This is a genomic window from Sphingomonas sp. GW821-FHT09B04 (genome assembly GCF_059418285.1).
Genome location: NZ_JBWKPO010000002.1, coordinates 161815 through 178481, shown reverse-complemented (window position 1 = coordinate 178481; position 16667 = coordinate 161815). Strand labels below are relative to the sequence as shown.

The 16667-nt window shown below is 66.5% G+C and carries 18 protein-coding genes; 7 read left to right on the top strand and 11 right to left on the bottom strand.

The genetic code is table 11. The features are described from left to right. Positions 1–9: 9 nt before the first annotated feature. From AC07NK_RS06760 to AC07NK_RS06715, 10 genes are all read right to left on the bottom strand, one after another. Complete coding sequence (locus tag AC07NK_RS06760; protein ID WP_495169821.1) at positions 10–291, bottom strand: DUF3325 family protein; 282 nt, start codon at positions 289–291, stop codon at positions 10–12. Beyond that, complete coding sequence (locus tag AC07NK_RS06755; RefSeq protein WP_495169820.1) at positions 288–1895, bottom strand: PepSY-associated TM helix domain-containing protein; 1608 nt, start codon at positions 1893–1895, stop codon at positions 288–290. The genes AC07NK_RS06760 and AC07NK_RS06755 overlap by 4 nt, the downstream gene beginning before the upstream one ends. Then, positions 1892–2209: a hypothetical protein gene (locus tag AC07NK_RS06750; protein ID WP_495169819.1), complete on the bottom strand. Its 318-nt coding sequence runs from the start codon at positions 2207–2209 to the stop codon at positions 1892–1894. The genes AC07NK_RS06755 and AC07NK_RS06750 overlap by 4 nt, the downstream gene beginning before the upstream one ends. Continuing rightward, on the bottom strand, positions 2206–4506 hold the full coding sequence (locus AC07NK_RS06745; RefSeq protein ID WP_495169818.1) for a TonB-dependent siderophore receptor: 2301 nt from the start codon (positions 4504–4506) through the stop codon (positions 2206–2208). Before AC07NK_RS06745 ends, AC07NK_RS06750 begins: the two co-directional genes overlap by 4 nt. Positions 4507–4718: 212 nt before the next feature. Beyond that, positions 4719–5882: a formate-dependent phosphoribosylglycinamide formyltransferase gene (gene purT, locus AC07NK_RS06740; RefSeq protein WP_495169817.1), complete on the bottom strand. Its 1164-nt coding sequence runs from the start codon at positions 5880–5882 to the stop codon at positions 4719–4721. 230 nt (positions 5883–6112) lie between these two features. After that, positions 6113–6505: a DUF1801 domain-containing protein gene (locus AC07NK_RS06735; RefSeq protein ID WP_495169816.1), complete on the bottom strand. Its 393-nt coding sequence runs from the start codon at positions 6503–6505 to the stop codon at positions 6113–6115. A gap of 8 nt (positions 6506–6513) precedes the next feature. Next, the gene (locus AC07NK_RS06730) at positions 6514–6921 is read right to left on the bottom strand and encodes a DUF1801 domain-containing protein (RefSeq protein WP_495169815.1); all 408 of its coding nucleotides are present in this window, start codon (positions 6919–6921) and stop codon (positions 6514–6516) included. Continuing rightward, positions 6918–7124 (bottom strand): hypothetical protein, encoded by a 207-nt coding sequence (locus tag AC07NK_RS06725; RefSeq protein ID WP_495169814.1) that lies wholly within the window; start codon positions 7122–7124, stop codon positions 6918–6920. Before AC07NK_RS06725 ends, AC07NK_RS06730 begins: the two co-directional genes overlap by 4 nt. A gap of 12 nt (positions 7125–7136) precedes the next feature. Next, positions 7137–7544, bottom strand: coding sequence for an SRPBCC family protein (locus tag AC07NK_RS06720; RefSeq protein ID WP_495169813.1), 408 nt, complete (start codon positions 7542–7544; stop codon positions 7137–7139). Next, on the bottom strand, positions 7541–7864 hold the full coding sequence (locus AC07NK_RS06715) for an ArsR/SmtB family transcription factor (RefSeq protein WP_495169812.1): 324 nt from the start codon (positions 7862–7864) through the stop codon (positions 7541–7543). The genes AC07NK_RS06720 and AC07NK_RS06715 overlap by 4 nt, the downstream gene beginning before the upstream one ends. A gap of 236 nt (positions 7865–8100) precedes the next feature. Here AC07NK_RS06715 and AC07NK_RS06710 point away from each other — a divergent pair, with 236 nt between their 5' ends. From AC07NK_RS06710 to AC07NK_RS06700, 3 genes are all read left to right on the top strand, one after another. Beyond that, positions 8101–9174, top strand: a complete 1074-nt coding sequence (locus AC07NK_RS06710; RefSeq protein WP_495169811.1) for a GGDEF domain-containing protein — start codon at positions 8101–8103, stop codon at positions 9172–9174. Between the two features lie 73 nt (positions 9175–9247). Beyond that, positions 9248–9793 carry a helix-turn-helix domain-containing protein gene (locus AC07NK_RS06705; protein WP_495169810.1) on the top strand — a complete coding sequence of 182 codons (546 nt, stop codon included), beginning with the start codon at positions 9248–9250 and terminating at the stop codon, positions 9791–9793. A 54-nt stretch (positions 9794–9847) separates the two neighbouring features. Next, positions 9848–11056, top strand: coding sequence for an MFS transporter (locus AC07NK_RS06700; RefSeq protein ID WP_495169809.1), 1209 nt, complete (start codon positions 9848–9850; stop codon positions 11054–11056). Positions 11057–11093: 37 nt separating this feature from the next. On the opposite strand, the gene AC07NK_RS06695 is transcribed toward AC07NK_RS06700, so the two are convergent. Further along, on the bottom strand, positions 11094–13466 hold the full coding sequence (locus AC07NK_RS06695) for a TonB-dependent receptor plug domain-containing protein (RefSeq protein WP_495169808.1): 2373 nt from the start codon (positions 13464–13466) through the stop codon (positions 11094–11096). 455 nt (positions 13467–13921) lie between these two features. Here AC07NK_RS06695 and AC07NK_RS06690 point away from each other — a divergent pair, with 455 nt between their 5' ends. From AC07NK_RS06690 to AC07NK_RS06675, 4 genes are all read left to right on the top strand, one after another. Next, positions 13922–14425, top strand: a complete 504-nt coding sequence (locus tag AC07NK_RS06690; protein WP_495169807.1) for a sigma-70 family RNA polymerase sigma factor — start codon at positions 13922–13924, stop codon at positions 14423–14425. Then, a complete protein-coding gene (locus tag AC07NK_RS06685) occupies positions 14418–15119 on the top strand; it encodes an anti-sigma factor (RefSeq protein ID WP_495169806.1) in 702 nt (233 codons plus the stop codon). Before AC07NK_RS06690 ends, AC07NK_RS06685 begins: the two co-directional genes overlap by 8 nt. Before the next feature lie 123 nt (positions 15120–15242). Next, positions 15243–15758, top strand: a complete 516-nt coding sequence (locus AC07NK_RS06680) for a fasciclin domain-containing protein (RefSeq protein ID WP_495170344.1) — start codon at positions 15243–15245, stop codon at positions 15756–15758. Positions 15759–15828: 70 nt separating this feature from the next. Continuing rightward, positions 15829–16647, top strand: coding sequence for an outer membrane protein (locus AC07NK_RS06675; RefSeq protein WP_495169805.1), 819 nt, complete (start codon positions 15829–15831; stop codon positions 16645–16647). The last annotated feature ends 20 nt before the right edge of the window (positions 16648–16667 follow it).

Here is a 16667-nt window from a genome sequence, read left to right as displayed (position 1 = left end):
CTCCCGGTTCTATTTACGGCCCGCGGGTGCGGGGATCAGGTTGAGCGCGAGGAACACAAGGCCCGCGCCGAGCATCAGCAGGGCGACCCACAGGATCGGCCCGAACACCCATCCCTGCGCGGCGATCGCGAAGGGAAAGGCGGCGGCGACGGCAGCCCATGCGCCGCCGCGCATCCGCAGCACCGTCACCGCATCGGGCCGATTGCCCAGCCGCTTGCGGTGATGCTCGTCGGTCGAAAGCCCGAACAGCGCGAAGGCGAGCGTCGCAAGGATGAAGGCGAGCGCGGTCATTCGGCAGGCTCCAACTGTGCCTCGGCAGGCGCGGCCGCCGCGGGGGCGACCGGCTTGCGGCGGACCCGCGGCGCAGCCGGCTTGTGACGCGCCACCCGCCGCGCGAGCGCGAGGAAGGCGGCGGCGAACACCAGCAGCGCGATGTCGATGCCGGCCAGCATCATGTCCCCGCTCGACAGGCTCGCGATAAGCCCGCGCTGCGTCCCGAACAGATTGTAGACGGGCAGCGCCGCGAGCAGTGCGCCGGTCAGCCCGAGCAGCGCCACCCAGTTATGCTGCGGCTTGCGCACGATCGACAGGATCAATGCCGCGCCCCAGGCGAGGAACAGGCAATGCACTTCCCACGCCGCGCGCCCGGCCATCTCGACCGGCAGCAGCCGGTTGGCCCAGAACATCACCGCGACCCCCAGCGGAAAGCCCCCGATCGCCGCGACATTGAGCCGTTCGACCAGTTTGAACCCGAAATGCGGCCGCGTCGGATCGGGCAGCTTCTCGCGCCGCTTCACGGTCCACAACACCATCCCGCTCGCCACCATCACCGACCCGGCGACGCCGCACAGGAAATAGAGGAAGCGCAGCCAGTCGCTCGAATAGCGGCCCGCATGCAGCCCGATCATGCTGCCCGCGGTCACCACCGCTGCGCCAGTCTCGGGCGAGCGCCGGAGCACTTTCCCGGTTACGCCGTCATACGTGATGTGCGGGGTGCGCGACGACAGCATCGACGATCCCGATCGGATCACGGTCACCCGCGCCGCCGCGTCGCCCGGATCGGCCACCTCGACATAGCCGGCCTTGCCGCCCAGCCGGGCTTCGCCATCGCGGACGATCGCCGTCAGATCGACCAGCGGCGCCGGCCGCCCGGTGCGCTCGACCGCTTCGCCTTCGGGGTAAAGCGCCTCGAAGAACGCGCCTTCCTTGGGAAACGTGGCGATCGTCGCCCACGGAAGCAGCATCACCGCCAGCGTGACCAGCCCGGTATAGGTGATCATCAAATGGAACGGCAGCGCCAGCACCGCGGTGGCGTTATGCCCGTCGAGCCATGAGCGCTGGCTCTTCCCGCGGCGTAACGTAAAGAAATCACGGAATATTTTCTTGTGCGTGACGATGCCCGACAAGATCGCGACCAGCATCAGCAGCGCCGCGACGCTCACCAGCCAGCGCGCGTAGATCACCGGCATGTAGTAAAGGTCGAAATGGAAGCGGTAGAAGAATTCGCCGCCGCGCGTCTCGCGCACTTTGGCGGGTTCGCCATTGGCGTCGATCGTCGCCTGATTGTCGCGGCGACGCGCGCGCGGCGCGCCCTCCTTGACCTGTGGCACCCATGACGCCTGCGCCCCGTAGGAGGTCGCGCCGGGCATGGTGATGAACCAGCTCTTCGCGTCGGGCGCCTTGCCTTCAAGGAAGCGTTGCGCGCCCGCGAGCACCTTCTCCGGCTGCTCGACCCGCGCCAGTTCGGGCCGCATCCAGCGGTTCAGCCCCTCGCGATAATAAGCAATCGTCCCCGCCGCGAACACCGCGAACAGCACCCAGCCGAGCAACAGCCCCGACCAAGTGTGCAGGAATGCCTGCGACTGCCGAAAGCCCTTGTCGCCCAAATCGCTCATGCCACGCCTCCCCCGCGCGTCATTATCCCGGCGAGCGCCGCGGCCACGCCGCCCGCCACCGCCAATACCCAGACGGCACGCCAGCCGCTCTTCGCGGCGAACGCCCACATCGCCGCGACCGCGCAGATCGCGAAGGCGACCAGCATCCCGACCGTCGTCGCCTGTTCCGGACGCATCGGCAACGTCACCGACAGTGCGATCGCCCACAGCGTCGCCACCGCATAGCCGAGCGGCAACGCGGCGAGGATGCGCAGGACCATGTCCCCCCGCTTCCGCCACGGCGATGCCGCCGCCGCATTGCCGCGCGCGCTCACGGGTAGCTCACCCGCAGCGTCGCGAACACGCTCCGCGGCGTGCCGTAATAATTGCCGCGGCCGGTGGACGAGATGCGCGAATAATAGGTACGGTCGAGCAGGTTATTGACATTGACCGACAGCGAGATCTGGTCGTTGACCTTATATCCGGCGCGCAGGTCGACCACGGCATAGCTGCCCTGGCGCACGATGGTCGAAAGCGTCGTCACCGCGCCAGCCGCGTTGCGCACCGCCGGGTTGCCGCCGTACGTCTCACTGAACCAGGTCAGCCCCCCGCCGATGCTCGCGCCCTTGAGGAAGCCTTCGGGCGCCTCATAGTTGGTGAACAGCTTGACCATATGCTCGGGGATGATCGGCACCAGCGGCAGCCCCTCGAACGACGCGTTCTGGTCTTCGAGATACTTGGTCTTGGTGTAGCTGTAGCCGCCATTGACGCGCCAGCCGGGCAGCACTTCGCCCGCCACCTCGGCCTCGACGCCGCGCGCGCGGACCTTGCCGATCTGGAGCACGATCAGCGGATCCTCGGCGTTGAACAGCCGCCCGCTCTGTTCGATCTGGTATCCGGCGAGCGACAGCAGCAGCTTGTCTCCGGCGAGCGACAGTTTGGTCCCCGCCTCGAACTGCTTGCCCGTCATCGGGGCAACCGGCTGACCGTCCGGACGGCGGCGCCCGGTCGGCGCGCTCTGCGGCGTGAAGCTGTCGGCATAGCTGGCGTAGAGATTGAGGTTGCCGGTCACGTCCCACACGATGCCGGCATAGGGGGTGAAGCGCCCGTCCACCGATTGCGGTACCTTGGGGCCCAGCGCCGGCACGAGCGTCTGGTTGGTGCTCTCCCACCAGGTCAGACGCCCGCCGCCCACCAAAGTCAGGCCTTCGAGCGGGGAGAGGCGCATCTGACCATAGATGCCATATTGCTCGGTCTTGGTGCTCGACGCGCTCCGGCTTTGCAGCACGCAATTGGGCGGCGGCGGCGTGATCGGCGTGCTGGTGTTCGGGCAGATCGCGCCCGATCCCTGCACTGGATAATAGACCGACGGCGCATAGGGGTTCAGCGGCGGTTCGCTCGGCGAGCGCGGGTTGAACACGTCGATCTTGGCATAGTTCGACAGACGCGTGGCGTAGCTGTCGGAATCCATCGCCTGATAATCGACGCCGACGATCAGCGTCTGATCGCGTCCGAACAGCGGGAAGGTGCCAACGCCGTTAAAGTCGAACGCCCTGGTCTTGGCGAAGCTGTCGCCGCGATAGGCGATATGGTTGGTCACGCCGTTGTTCGGCGCCCCGGTCAACGGCGGGTTGGCGGCGGTCGTCACCGCCTGATTGCCGATATAGCTGTAGATGTCGACGCGCTCGACATCGGTGTAGAGGCCGCTCGCGCGCAGCGTCCAGCGATCGCTGATCTTGTGCGACAGCTCGGCCCATGCACTCCAGGTCTCGGACCTGAAGCGATTCCAGTCGGCACCCAGATAGGTCGAGCGGTCGACGGTCAGCAGCCGGCCCTCGCTGCCGTCGGCCTTGCCGAGATAGCCGGGCAGGCCCGACTGGATCGCAGGCTTGAACCGGTCGTAGCTGCCGCCGAACGTCAGTGTCGTATTGTCGCCGATCTCAACCTTCGCGGTCGCGAACCCGGCGATACGGTTGCGGTGCCCGACGTCGAAGAACTGGTCCTGATCCTGCACCATCGCGCCGACGCGCAGCGCGACGCCATTCGCGACCGGCGCCGACACGTCGATCTCGCCGCGGACATTCTGCCAGCTGCCATAGCCGATAGAAGCCTTGGCCTTGAACACATCCAGCGGCCGCTTGCGCACCAGATTGATGCTGCCCGCGGGGTTGCCCGATCCGCTGAACAGCCCGGCCGGGCCGCGCAGCACCTCAAGCCGGTCGTAGAAGAACAGGTCCGGCACCACCGACGGGAAGGCGAACGCCATCGTCGCGACGCCATCGACCAGATAATTGTTGATCGTGAAGCCGCGCGACATGAACGACGGGTCTTCGCTGCCCACGCCGGTGACGGTGATGCCCGGCGTCGCGGTGATCGCATCCTCGAGCGTGAACAGCCCCTGCGCCTCGATCTGCGCGGCGTCGATCACGGTGATGGTGTTGGGAACGTCTTTCAGCGGAGTGACAGTCTTGCCGACTTCCTGTCCGGCGCTCTTGCCCAGGATCACGACCTCGTCGTTGCTCGCGGCGGGGTCGCCTTCGGCGGTGCCGACAGTGTCATTCGCGCGCGCCGCTGCGGGAATCCACAAACCGGCCGCCGCCGCACTCACCAGCAGCACTCCGAACTTACGCATGTTTCACAACCCCTTCGATGATTCGGGGGCGCGATAGCGTCTGGCTTGTTGCGAGTCACTAGCATTAGCGGCTTTTTATTGAGAATGACCCGCAATGCATAGTCAATTCCCCGCAATTGCGATAGCCGCAACAACCTCCGGGCATGGACGCAATTTACCCGCCCCTCCCCTTGAGGAGAGAGGCTGGTCAGGCATCCCGCCATCCGTTCGTGTCAGTAGGTGATCCGCACCTTGCCCGCCGCTTCCGCCGCCAGCGCGCGCGCGGCATCGGTGTCGCCCGCCAGCGCCAGCGCCACGCCCATTCGGCGATAAGGCCGCGTCGTCGGCTTGCCGAAGATACGCAGGTCGATCTCGCCGCCCGGTACCGCCAGCGCCTCGGCCACGCCTTCATAGCCCGGTGCATCGCCCTCGCGATCGGCGAGGATCACCGCTGACGCCGACGGCCCGTACAAACGCACCTGCGGCACCGGCAGCCCCAGCACCGCGCGTGCATGCAGATCGAATTCGCTCAAATTCTGCGAGATCAGCGTCACCATCCCGGTGTCGTGCGGCCGCGGCGACAGTTCGGAGAAGATCACTTCTTCACCCTTCACGAAGAATTCGACCCCGAAAATGCCATAGCCGCCGAGATCGTCGACGACCTTGCGCGCCATGTCCTGCGCGTCGGCGATCGCCTGCGCCGACATCGCCGCCGGCTGCCAGCTTTCCTGATAGTCGCCGCGCTCCTGCCGATGGCCGATCGGCGGGCAAAAGCTCACGCCCTCGCGCGAGCGCACCGTCAGCAGCGTGATCTCGTAATCGAAGTCGACGAACTCCTCGACGATCACCCGCGCCCGGTCCCCGCGCATATTGGCAACGGCATAGTCCCATGCCGCCTCCAGCGCATCGGCGTCGCGGACCGTGCTCTGCCCTTTGCCCGACGAGGACATGACCGGCTTGATCACGCAGGGTAGCCCGGTGTGCCCGGCGCCCGCCAGCACCTCCGCCAGGCTCTCGGCATAGCGATAGCGCGACGTGCGCAGCCCGAGTTCGACCGCCGCAACCTCGCGGATGCCGTCGCGGTTCATCGTCATCTGCGCCGCGCGGGCCGACGGCACCACCGTCACCCCCTCGGCCTCGACTGCGGCCAGCACTTCGGTGCGGATCGCCTCGACCTCGGGCACGACATAATCGGGTGCATGCTTCGCGATCGCCGCGCGCAGCGCCTCGCCGTCGAGCATTGAGAACACCTCATGCCCGTCCGCGACCTGCATCGCCGGGGCGTTGGCATAGGAATCGCACGCGATGACCTGCGCGCCGAGCCGCTTGGCCGAGATCACGAACTCGCGCCCCAGCTCGCCCGATCCGAGCAGCAGAATCTTCGCGGTGAATGTCATGGGTGCCCGTTCCTTCTCGCCAGCGGTCCAATCACGCCACTGGCCCGAACCGACCGCCTTGTCACCCCCTTGGCGCGGCACAGACTCGCTGCAATCCGCTATTCCGTCATCCCCGCTCTCTACTCCGTCATCCCCGCGCAGGCGGGGATCCATTGTGGCTGACCGAGCGGCTCGATCCGCACCACCTGCGCCAATGGATTCCCGCCTTCGCGGAAATGACGCCAATCCGGTCACCCCTTCGCGTTGGCCTTCACCGCCGCCTGTACCAGCGCCTTCAGCGCCTCGGCATCGACGCCATCATCCTCGCGGAAATCTATCGCGCGCCGCGTCCCCCCGTCGAGGCTGGCATTGAACAGCCCCTTCGGGTCATCCAACTGCGCGCCCTTGGCAAAGGTCAGCTTGACCTTGTCCTTGTACGTCTCGCCGGTGATCAGGATGCCGTCCTTTGACCAGGTCGGCACGCCCGAGGGGTTGGACGGTTTGCGCCACTTCACCGCTTCGACAATGTCCGCGTCCGCCGCCTTCACCAGCGCACGCAGCTTGCCCAGCATCGGCCCGCGCCACCCGCCCATCGCTGCGATCTTCGCGTCGATCTCGTCCGACGCGTTCGGTTCGTCCGCCATATGCTCTCCTAGGGTTTCCAGCCGGGCAACGCGGCAGCCTGCCGCACCCAATCCATGATCTGCGCTTCGTCCCAGTCATCCGTCTCGTGGATGTGGAAATAGCGCGTGTCCTTGTCCTTCGACTCTACCGGCGGCTTCGGCTCCAGCCCGCCGCCCTTGAAGAACGCGACCTTGATGTATTTGTTGAAGCAGTGGACGCCGAGGAAGAAGGTCCCGTCCCCGGCACCATAGAGCGGCGAGTTCCACTTCATCGCCTTGGCCACGCCCGGCACCGCCGCCTCGATCAGTCGGTCGAGCCGCTCGCCCGCCGCGCGCTTCCACGCCGGCATCGCCGCAATATAGGCCTGCACCGGCGCATCACCGTCGCCCTTTGCAATCTGCGGATTGCCGCCGGAGAGGAGTTTGGGTTCGGTCACGCCGCACCCTGCCGGAAATAGGGCCGGAAGAACATGTACAGCCCGGTCACCAGCAGGAAGGCGAGCGGCGGCAGCGGCAAATAATAGACCCACTCGACCGGCTGATGCCCCAGCCCCAGCATCGCGAAGATCGCGATCACGATCAGTGCGAACAGCAGCGACACCCAGCGATGTACGACCCGGATCGGCTTGCTCAATCCCATTACACTCTCCCCTTATTCCAGCCCCGCCAGCACCGTCTCAAGCCGGTCGAGGAAGCGCGGCCAGCCGGCGCGCGCGCCGTGATAGGCGAGCTTCTGCTCGGGCAGGAAACCGGTCTGCACCATCGTCAGCCGCGTGCCGCCCGCAACCGGAGTCAGCGTCCAGGTCACCACGCTGTCCAGCCCGAGCCCTGCCCAGCGATAAGCGAGCGTCCGCTCGGCCTCGATCTCGAGCACCTCGCAATTCAGGTCGCCCCATTCGGCCTTGAACCCGAAGCGATGCCCGACCTGCGGTACGAAATCATTCGCCATCAGCCATTCGGCGATCAGATGTGGCTGGGTCAGCGCGCGCCAGATGCGCTCGGGCGGATGCGCGATCTCGCGCTCGACCGTCACCGTCCGGGTCTCAACTTCACCGTTCATTGATCCATCCTGTTCAGCAAATCCTCGAGCCCGTCGATGCGGCGCTCCCAAAAGCCCTTCATCTCCGCCGCCCAGTCGCCGAGCGGGTCGAGCGCGCGCAGTTCGGCGCGGTAATGCGTCTGCCGCCCCGCCTGCCGGTCGTGCACCAGCCCCGCGCGCTTGAGCACGCCCAGATGCTTCGACACCGCCGGCTGCGACACGCCCGCGCCTGCGGTGAGCACAGCGACCGTCTGCTCGCCCTCGCGGCACAGCCGCTCGAACAACCCGCGCCGCGTCGGGTCGGCAAGCGTGCGGAACAGCAGGTCGGGATTCGGCGTCATGCGCAACTCATAACTACAGGGTTATGAGTTAGTCAAACCCCGCCCGATTCAACGATCATACCCATTATGAATAAAGCGCTGCTGACATTGGTTTTATTTTAAAGTTTCCAGCTCATTCATTCCGCTGTCGAAACGGGGAAGGTGATGTCGGCACGCATTCGGATCAGTCGCAAAAATTGCAGGTTCGCCGACAGGCGCGCGCGCCCTCGGCCGCGTGCCGCGGGGGAGACCATGGCATGAAGACGTCCGCGATCCTCACTGCGCCGGTGGACCGGCTCGCCGGGTGGCTCCGCCGCCCCGGCCCGGCCGCACCCGATGCGCGCCCGGAGCGCCGCGCTCAGCTCGAGGCAATGTGCAGCTTCCTGCTCGACCATGACCTCGAGCCGAATGCCGATCATCTCGCCTTTGCCTGGTCCTATGTCGTCAACGACGATCCCCGTATCCGCCTCACCGCCAACGCGATCCTGCGCCAGCACGGCACCATCTCCGCGCGCGACATCGACCGCATCATCGCGGCCAAGGCGCGCACCGAGCCCGGCGTCGGCATGCTCAACGAGCTTGCACGCGAGCTTGAGGCCAAGGTCAGCGAGTGCATCGGCGCGATCAGCGACTCCTTCGCCTCGACCAGCGAATATTCGAACGCGCTGGATGTCGCCGCGGCCGATCTGACCACCTCGCCCGAACAGGCCTTCAACCGCCTGATCGCGCTCACCCGCGACGTCACCGAAACCACGCGCAAGATCTCGCGCCGGCTCGAATCCGCGCAGGAGGATACGCGCCGTCTGCACGCCGATCTCGAACGCGCCGTGCGCGCTGCCGAGGAGGACGACCTTACCGGCCTGCTCAACCGGCGCGGCTTCATGGAGCGGATCGAGGCTGCCGTCGCCGAGCCCGAGCGGGTGCGCACCGTCGCGCTCTGCGACATCGACAATTTCAAGGTGGTCAACGACCGCCACGGCCACGACGCCGGCGATCGCGTGCTGCGCTATGTCGCCCGTCAGCTGCGCGACAATCTCGATCCGGAGGTCGTCGTCGCACGCTATGGCGGCGAGGAGTTCGCGTGCCTGTTCGAGGATCTCGCCCCCGCCGATGCCGCAGCGATGCTCGACGCTGTCCGCGCCGCGCTCAGCAGCCGCACGCTGCGCAGCCAGGAGACCGGCGCCGCGATCGGCTCGATCACCTTCTCCGCCGGAGTCGCGCGGCTCGCCGACGATCCGGTCTATGCGCTGCGCTCCGCCGACGCCGCGCTCTACGCCGCCAAGCATGAGGGCAAGGATCGCGTCGTCGCCGCCCCGGAAGACACGCCCTGACCTTTGCGCGCCATTCAGGAAATTGCGACGGACAACCATTGGATCGATCGCCTCGCCGCGATATGAGGGCGACATGCTCCACGATCTGCCTGTGGGAAGGGCGCTGCGCCGCTTTCGCCGGTTGAACGGCATCAAGCAGGGGCATATCGCCGAGCTGCTCGCGGTCTCGCAGGCCGCGGTCTCGCGTTGGGAAAGCGGTATCCATGAGCCCGAAGCGCATCAGCGCGATCGTATCCTCGACCTGATCGCCGCCAACGCCAGCAACGATGCCGACGCCACGTTGAAGCGGCTGATCGAGACGTCGACCCTCCCCGTCCACCTCGTCTGCGACGCCACTCACAATCTGCTCGCCGCCTCACCAGAGCGGGCCCGGTCGTGGCGCGGCGAGACCGAGGCGTTCCGCGGCCGCTCGCTGTGGCGCTTCGCCAGCCCGGAAATCATCGCCGCGCAGGACGGGCTCGGGGATCGCGGCTGGTTCGAACGCCCCTTCCAGCAGCTGCAGTTCGACACTGGCCCTAACGACAGCGACATCGTCACGGTGTTGCCCGGCACCCTGCTGTGGGAAACCATCCCCCTCGCCGACGGCCGCACGGGGCGTATCGCCACCACCCTCGCCTGACCGCGTATATCTTTTACGTGGCCCGGGCCGCCGCGCGCGGCTAGCGGGCAGCGCATGCATCGCGCCTGGCCCCCCATCGTTGCACTCTGGCTGCTCGGCGTCCTCGCCGCGGCCCAGTTCGCCAAGATGTCGGTGATCGCGCCGATCCTGCGCGGCGGGTTCGGCCTGTCGCTGCCCCAGCTCGGCTGGCTGATTTCACTGATGGAGGTCGGCGGCGCGGTATTCGGACTGGTCTCCGGCCTCGCCCTCGCCCGTTTCGGGATGCGCCGCTTCCTGCTCTGGGGCCTCGCGATCCTCTCCGCCGCCAGCGTCGCGCAAGCCTTCGCCGCCACCGCCTTCCTGCTGTTCGCCGCCCGCGCGATCGAGGGCATCGGCTATGTCCTGGTCGTCATCGCCGCACCGACCGCGATCGCCGCCACCGCCGACAACCAGCTGCGCCCCCGCGCGCTGGCGCTGTGGAGCACCTTCGTCCCCGTCGGCATCGCCGCGGGCGGCGCGATCACTGGGCTCGCCGCGGGCATCCTGGGGATGCGCGGCGTGATGCTGCTCTGGGCAGTGATGATCGCCGCGGCGGTGCCGGTCGCCCTGCGCCTGCCGCTCGCCGACCTCCCCCCGGCGCGGATCCGCTTCCCTGCCCCGGCCGCGTGGATCTCGACCTTCGGCTTCGGCCTCTACACCATCTTCATCAGCGCCGTGACGATGTTGCTGCCGAGCTTCCTGATCGAGCGCTGCGGCGCGTCGATGGGACAAGCCGCCCTCGTCGCGGGCATCGCCTCACTCGCCGTGCTGCCGGGCGCCGCCATCGCGATGTGGCTGATGCGCGCAGGCGATATCGGCATGCGCCGAACCCTCGCCTTCTCCGCCGTCGCGCTCATCCCAACGGTGCCGCTGGTCCTGCTGCTCTATGGCGACGCGAGTACCGAACTGCTGCACATCGGCACCATCGCCGTGCTCGCAGTGGCGATCAGCGGCCTCGTCTCCCCGCTCGTCTTCGCCCGCCTGCCGCTCCTCGCCGGCGCGTCGAGCCCCGAGGATCCGCGCATCGCCACCGCCAACGGCCTCGTCACGCAGTTCGGCGCGGGCGGAGCGCTGATCGGCCCGCCCGCGGGCGGCGTCATCGTCAGCCTGTGGGGCTGGCAAGGCCTCGGCACTGCCGCGGGCGCGCTGGTCGTCGCAATCCTGGCAGCGGTAGTCGCGTCCGAATATGCCGGGCGGCGGAAATCCGGCACTTCGACCAACGCGGCCCCTACCCGCTTCGAATAGAGGCCGGCATGCCGCTCGCCGGTTTCGACGCCCTTTATCAGCCCCCGAAGCGCTTGGTGAAGACAAGGCTGACGGTGCGTGGGGTCGGCGGGTTGTTATAGGGATCATATCCCAGAACCGCGTCCGGCAGGAAGTTCGGCCGCTGGTTGAACACATTCGCCACGACGAGCTGCAGCTCCCCGCCCTTCGCCCCCGGCGCGGAGATCAGACGCTCAAGGTCGAGCCCCATGAACAACGAAGCGGTCGTGAACGAGGCTACCTTGCGCGGCGGCTGGCCAGCGCGGTTATCGGTGAACCCGTCGACATAATTCACCACCGTTCCGACCGAATAGCCGTCTCGGCCCCAGATCATCGAACCGTTGAAGCGCAGGTCGGCGGGCTGGGCATAGCCGCCGAGCCGGGACGCACCACTCCCCGATCCGGCCTTCAAGCTCAGGCCCAGAATATACTGACCCGTCAGCTTGAAGCGCGCCTCACCGCCGAACAGGCGTGTGCGGTACGCCAGATCGAAGTCGATGCCATCGGTCGATTCCACCGCGAAATTCTGGGGGCGGATATCGGCGACCAGTTGCACCTGCGACAACAGGGCCGCCGGGATCTGGCTTGCGCTGTTATAGACCACCGTGTCGCCGCCATTGACGAACGGCACCTCCGTCACGAACCAGCGGAACGTCGTCGGGTTGTTGACGATGCGGTTCACCAGCGCCCGATCGGGATTGGCGGTGTTGAAGATCTGCAGGTCCCGCACGCTCACGCTGTCGTCCTGCGAAGGCGTCACCACCCGGCCCGAAATCTTGATGCGATAATAGCCCGCCTTGATCGTCAGATTGGGAATGAACGCGGGGGTCAGGTCGACACCGATCGTGAAGGTATCGGCCTTCTGCGTCTTGAGATCGGGGTTGGCGCCGGCCCGGAACATGACCAGCGCATTGCCGGCGGGCAGTGCAGGATTCTGGCTGCCCGGGTTGAGAAAGGCATAGGGATAGTTCCAGAACGACACCTGCTCGGCGATGCCGATCGTGTCGCGGAACCGCGGGACAAGGAACGACCGGGCATAGGTGCCGCGCAGCGCGATCGAGCGGTCGATCTGCCAGCGCACGCCGGCCTTGGGCGCAAGCGCGTTGTCGAACCCAAGGTCTTCGTACCGCGCCGCCGCCGACAGCGTGAGCGAGCGGATCAGCGGAATGCCCATATCCGCGCCGACGATCGGCACGTTCACCTCGCCGAACACCGACTTCACCTCACGCTCGCCGCCGTTGAGGTTGAAGAAGATCCTGGCCGTCGTGTGAAGGGTCTCGCGCCGATATTGTGCGCCGCCGGCAATCAGGACCGGTCCGGCCGGCAACCTGCCGAGCATGGTCTGGCCGGTCAGCTCCGCCACGAACAACCGGTTCTTGTGCGTCAATGCCCTGCCGGGCACCACGTCCGGCCGCTCGCCATAGAACAGCGCGCTCGAGGTCCGGTTCGATCCCCAATCGAGATTGAGGTCGAACGAGGTCGCCGCGCTCGCCTGCCAATGCACGTTGCCATTGACCGAATAGCCCGACGCTTCATTGTCATAGAAGCGGTTGTCCTCGGCATGTCCGATATAGTTGATGCTGGCGTCGCGCTTGCGGTGGAAGTGCGCGGCATCGACCGAGAATTTGACATCGCCGAAATTCTGCTCGGCGCCGGCATAGAGCCCGCTCACTTCCTCATTGGGCAGCTGGCTGATCTGCAACAGCGTGTTCGAGACCAGGATCGGGTCCTCGATATAGGCTGAACGCTTCTGGTACATCGCGGCGCCATAGATGCTGCCGCTGCTCCAGCTGTGCCCGGCCAGCGCACTGAGTTCGGCATTGTTCGCGCCCGTCTGCGTCGCGGTCGATGCCCGCAGCCGAAGCTCGCCTCCCTCCTTGATCTTGCGCGTCACGATGTTGACCACCCCCGCGACCGCATCCGCGCCATAGGTCGCCGAAGCGCCATCCGCGATGATGTCGATCCGCTCGATCAGCGCCGAGGGGATCACCGACACGGTCGGCGCCTCGATCATGCCGATGCTCGCCATGCGCCGGCCGTTGATCAGGGTCAGCGTGGCGTCCGAAGCGAGTCCGCGCAGCGCGAAGGCAGCGAAGCCGTCATATTGGTTGAACGTTGTCCCCTCGCCCAGCGTCGATCCGATACTCGACGCCGAGGTTCCGAAGTCGCTGAGGTCGCCTGCGAAATTCTGCGGGATGGTCAACATATATTCCGACAGCGAGCCTGACCCCGCCTTCTCGACATCGTCGAGGCCATAGGTCTGGATCGGGCTGGCGATATATTCGCGCGGCAGGTTGCGGATGAGCGATCCGGTGACGACGATGTCTCCGCCGGCATCGCTGCCCTCGCGCTTCGCCGGCGCCCCCTCCGGCGGCGAAGTTTCCTGCGCCACAACCGGCGAAACGGGCACGCAGACCAGCATAGCGGCAACCAACGGACCCGATTTACGCATAACACCCCCGATAATTAGATACGTTACATCATCTCATTTCGTCGCCGCCTAGATGCGCCGACCCTCCCCGTCAAGGCAGTAGGGCTGCAGCGCGCGTTGCGTGCCTGTCCCGTCGCCTCGAGCGCCATCAGGAACGCAATCTGCGTATCCGCCGTCCATCGTGTGAAAGGTTTGTGCATCCCCCCTCGCCCCGTATCTGCACCGAGGGGAATCCAGTTATACAAAACGGCGCGTGCAAGAAGGAACATTTCAGGAACAAACGACAGCGTCTTAATTCAGGAAGCTTGCTCGCAGCTTGTTAGCTGAAGGACTTGCGCTATTCTGTCGAAATGGCGCGCGATCAAAACGGAATGTCGGATCGAGAGCGCCTGACTGCGGCATTGTCGCGAGTCGCCATGCAAGACCGCACCGCACTTCGAGAAGTCTATGATCGCACCGCCCCGAAACTTTTCGGCGTGTGCCTCCGTATCTCCGGAAACCGTGAAGCCGCCGAGGATATCTTGCAGGACGTGTATCTCAAGGTCTGGAACCGGGCAGGGCGCTTCGATGCGACGCGCGCCAGCCCGATCACCTGGCTCTGCGCGATCGCGCGCAACGCGGCGATCGACTGGCGCCGCGCCAATGGCGGCCCGGTGCTGGTGAGCGAGGACCATGCGGCCGAAATTCCCGATACACGCAAAACCGCCCCTGAGCGGATCGAGGCCGCGCAGGATCGCGCGCGCATCTTCCACTGCCTTGAAGTGCTCGAGGTCAAACAGGGCAACGCGATCCGTTTGGCCTTTTTCGACGGCTTCACCTACGCCCAGATCGCCGATCGCATGAAGGTGCCGCTCGGCACGATGAAGAGTTGGGTCCGGCGTGGCCTGCTGCAACTGCGCGAGTGCCTTGGCGATGGCTGAACCGCTCTCCCCTGAACAGGATCTGCTTGCGGCCGAGCTGGCACTTGGCGTGCTCGAGGGCGAGGAACGGGCACAGGCGATGCGCCTGTCGCTCGCCGACCCCGCCTTCGCCGCAGCGGTCGATGCGTGGCGCGCACGGCTCGAAGCGCTGGGTGAGGATTTCACAGAAGCCGCGCCGCCCGATTTGTGGCCGGCGATCGACGCTCGCCTCGGCGATCGCGGCCCCAGCATAGGCCAGCTGCGCTTCTGGCGATGGAGCGCGATCGGCTCGGGCGCGCTCGCCGCCTCGCTCGCCGCATTACTGATCTTCGCACCCGCGCCGGAGCCGGTCACCGTGGTGCGCGAAGTCGTCCGCGCGCCCGAGACGATGGCGGTGGCGCAACTCGGCGGCCAAGACGGCGCGTCGCTCGCCGCCAATTACGATCCCGGGCAGGGCGCGCTGCGCATCCGCGCGATCGCCATGCCGCAAAGCGAGCTAGCGCCGGAACTCTGGGTCATCCCGGCCGATGGCGTGCCCCGCTCGCTCGGCCTCGTCAGCGCCAGCGGCACCACGAATGTCGCGGTCCCCGCCCGCCTGCGCGCGCTGATCGTCGACGGCGCCACGCTCGCGATCACGATGGAGCCGGTCGACGGCGCGCCGCATGCCGCGCCCAGCAGCGCGCCGGTCGCCGCCGGAAAAATCTCGAAAATCTGATAGCTGCCGCATCCGCGACGCGATCCGCTCCGTAGCTTGGCCAGCACCTCCCCCGGGGTGCCATCCAAGAGGAGCAGATCGATGACGCGCACTCTTTCCAAACTGGCCTTCGGCCTCGCTGGCATGGCGCTGGTCGCCACCGGCGCACTCGCCGCGCAGAAGAACCCGATGGTCGGCGGCGCCGCGATGTACCCGACGAAGAACATCGTCCAGAACGCGGTCAATTCAAAGGATCACACCACGCTCGTCGCCGCGGTCAAGGCTGCCGGGCTGGTCGACACCCTGTCCGGCCCCGGCCCGTTCACCGTGTTCGCGCCGACCAACGCCGCCTTCGCCAAGCTGCCTGCCGGCACCGTCGACACGCTGGTGAAGCCCGAGAACAAGGCGACGCTCACCGGCATCCTCACCTATCATGTCGTACCCGGCCGCATCACTGCCCAGGATATCGCGGCCAAGGCGATGAAGAACGGCGGCAAGGCGATGTACAAGACCGTCGCCGGCGGCACGCTGACCTTCGCCAGGAAGGGCAAGGGCTGGCAGGTATGGGACGCCAAGGGCGGCCACGCCAACATCACCATTGCCAATGTCATGCAGTCGAACGGCGTGATCCACGTCATCGACACCGTCCTCATGCCCTGAGCTTCCCGGGGGCGGCCCGTGCATCGCGCGGGCCGCTTCGGAAGGCACAACACAACCCGGGAGGTTTCACATGCTTAGGTTTCTTGCAGCGGGCATCGCGGTGCTCACGATCGCCACGCCCGCCTTCGCCCAGGACGGCACGGCCGAGTTCGACGGTTTCTATATCGGTGGCTCGGTCGGCTATGCCGTCCAGAACAATGATGTCGGCGAGACGATCCTGTTCGATCGCGGCTCGAACGGCAGCTTCGGCGAGACGATCACCACCGGCGCGGGCGCCAATGCCTTCTCACCCGGCTTCTGCAACGGCGCGGCGACCTCGAACCTCAACACCGCCTGCACCAACGACAAGGACGGGATCGACTACCACCTCCGCCTCGGCGGCGACCGCCAATATGGCCGGTTCGTCGTCGGCTTCGTGGTGGAGGGCGGCAAGTCCGAGGTGCGCGACAGCGTGTCGGCGTTCAGCACCACGCCCGCTTTCTACACGATGACGCGCGAGATCGAGTGGAATGCCGCGCTCCGTGCCCGCGCCGGCTACACATTGGGACCCAGAACCCTCGCCTATGCCACCTTTGGCGGCGCCTATGCCAAGCTCGACCACAGCTTCACCACCGGCAACACCGCCAACGCGTTCGCGGTGACGGGCAGCGACGATGTCTGGGGCTGGCAGGCCGGCGGCGGCATCGAGCAGAAGCTCGGCAAAAATTTCTCGATCGGGGTCGAATATCTCTACAGCCGCTACAATGACGACGATGCCCGCATCCGCGTGACTCAGGGAACCGCCGGCGCGACCAACCCCTTCGTGCTGGCGGGCGGGGCTGACTTCCGCCGCAACTCGAACAGGTTCGATTTCCACGCGATCCGGGCCACCGCCGCCTTCCGCTTCTGACCGCGCCGAGGCCCCCGGAC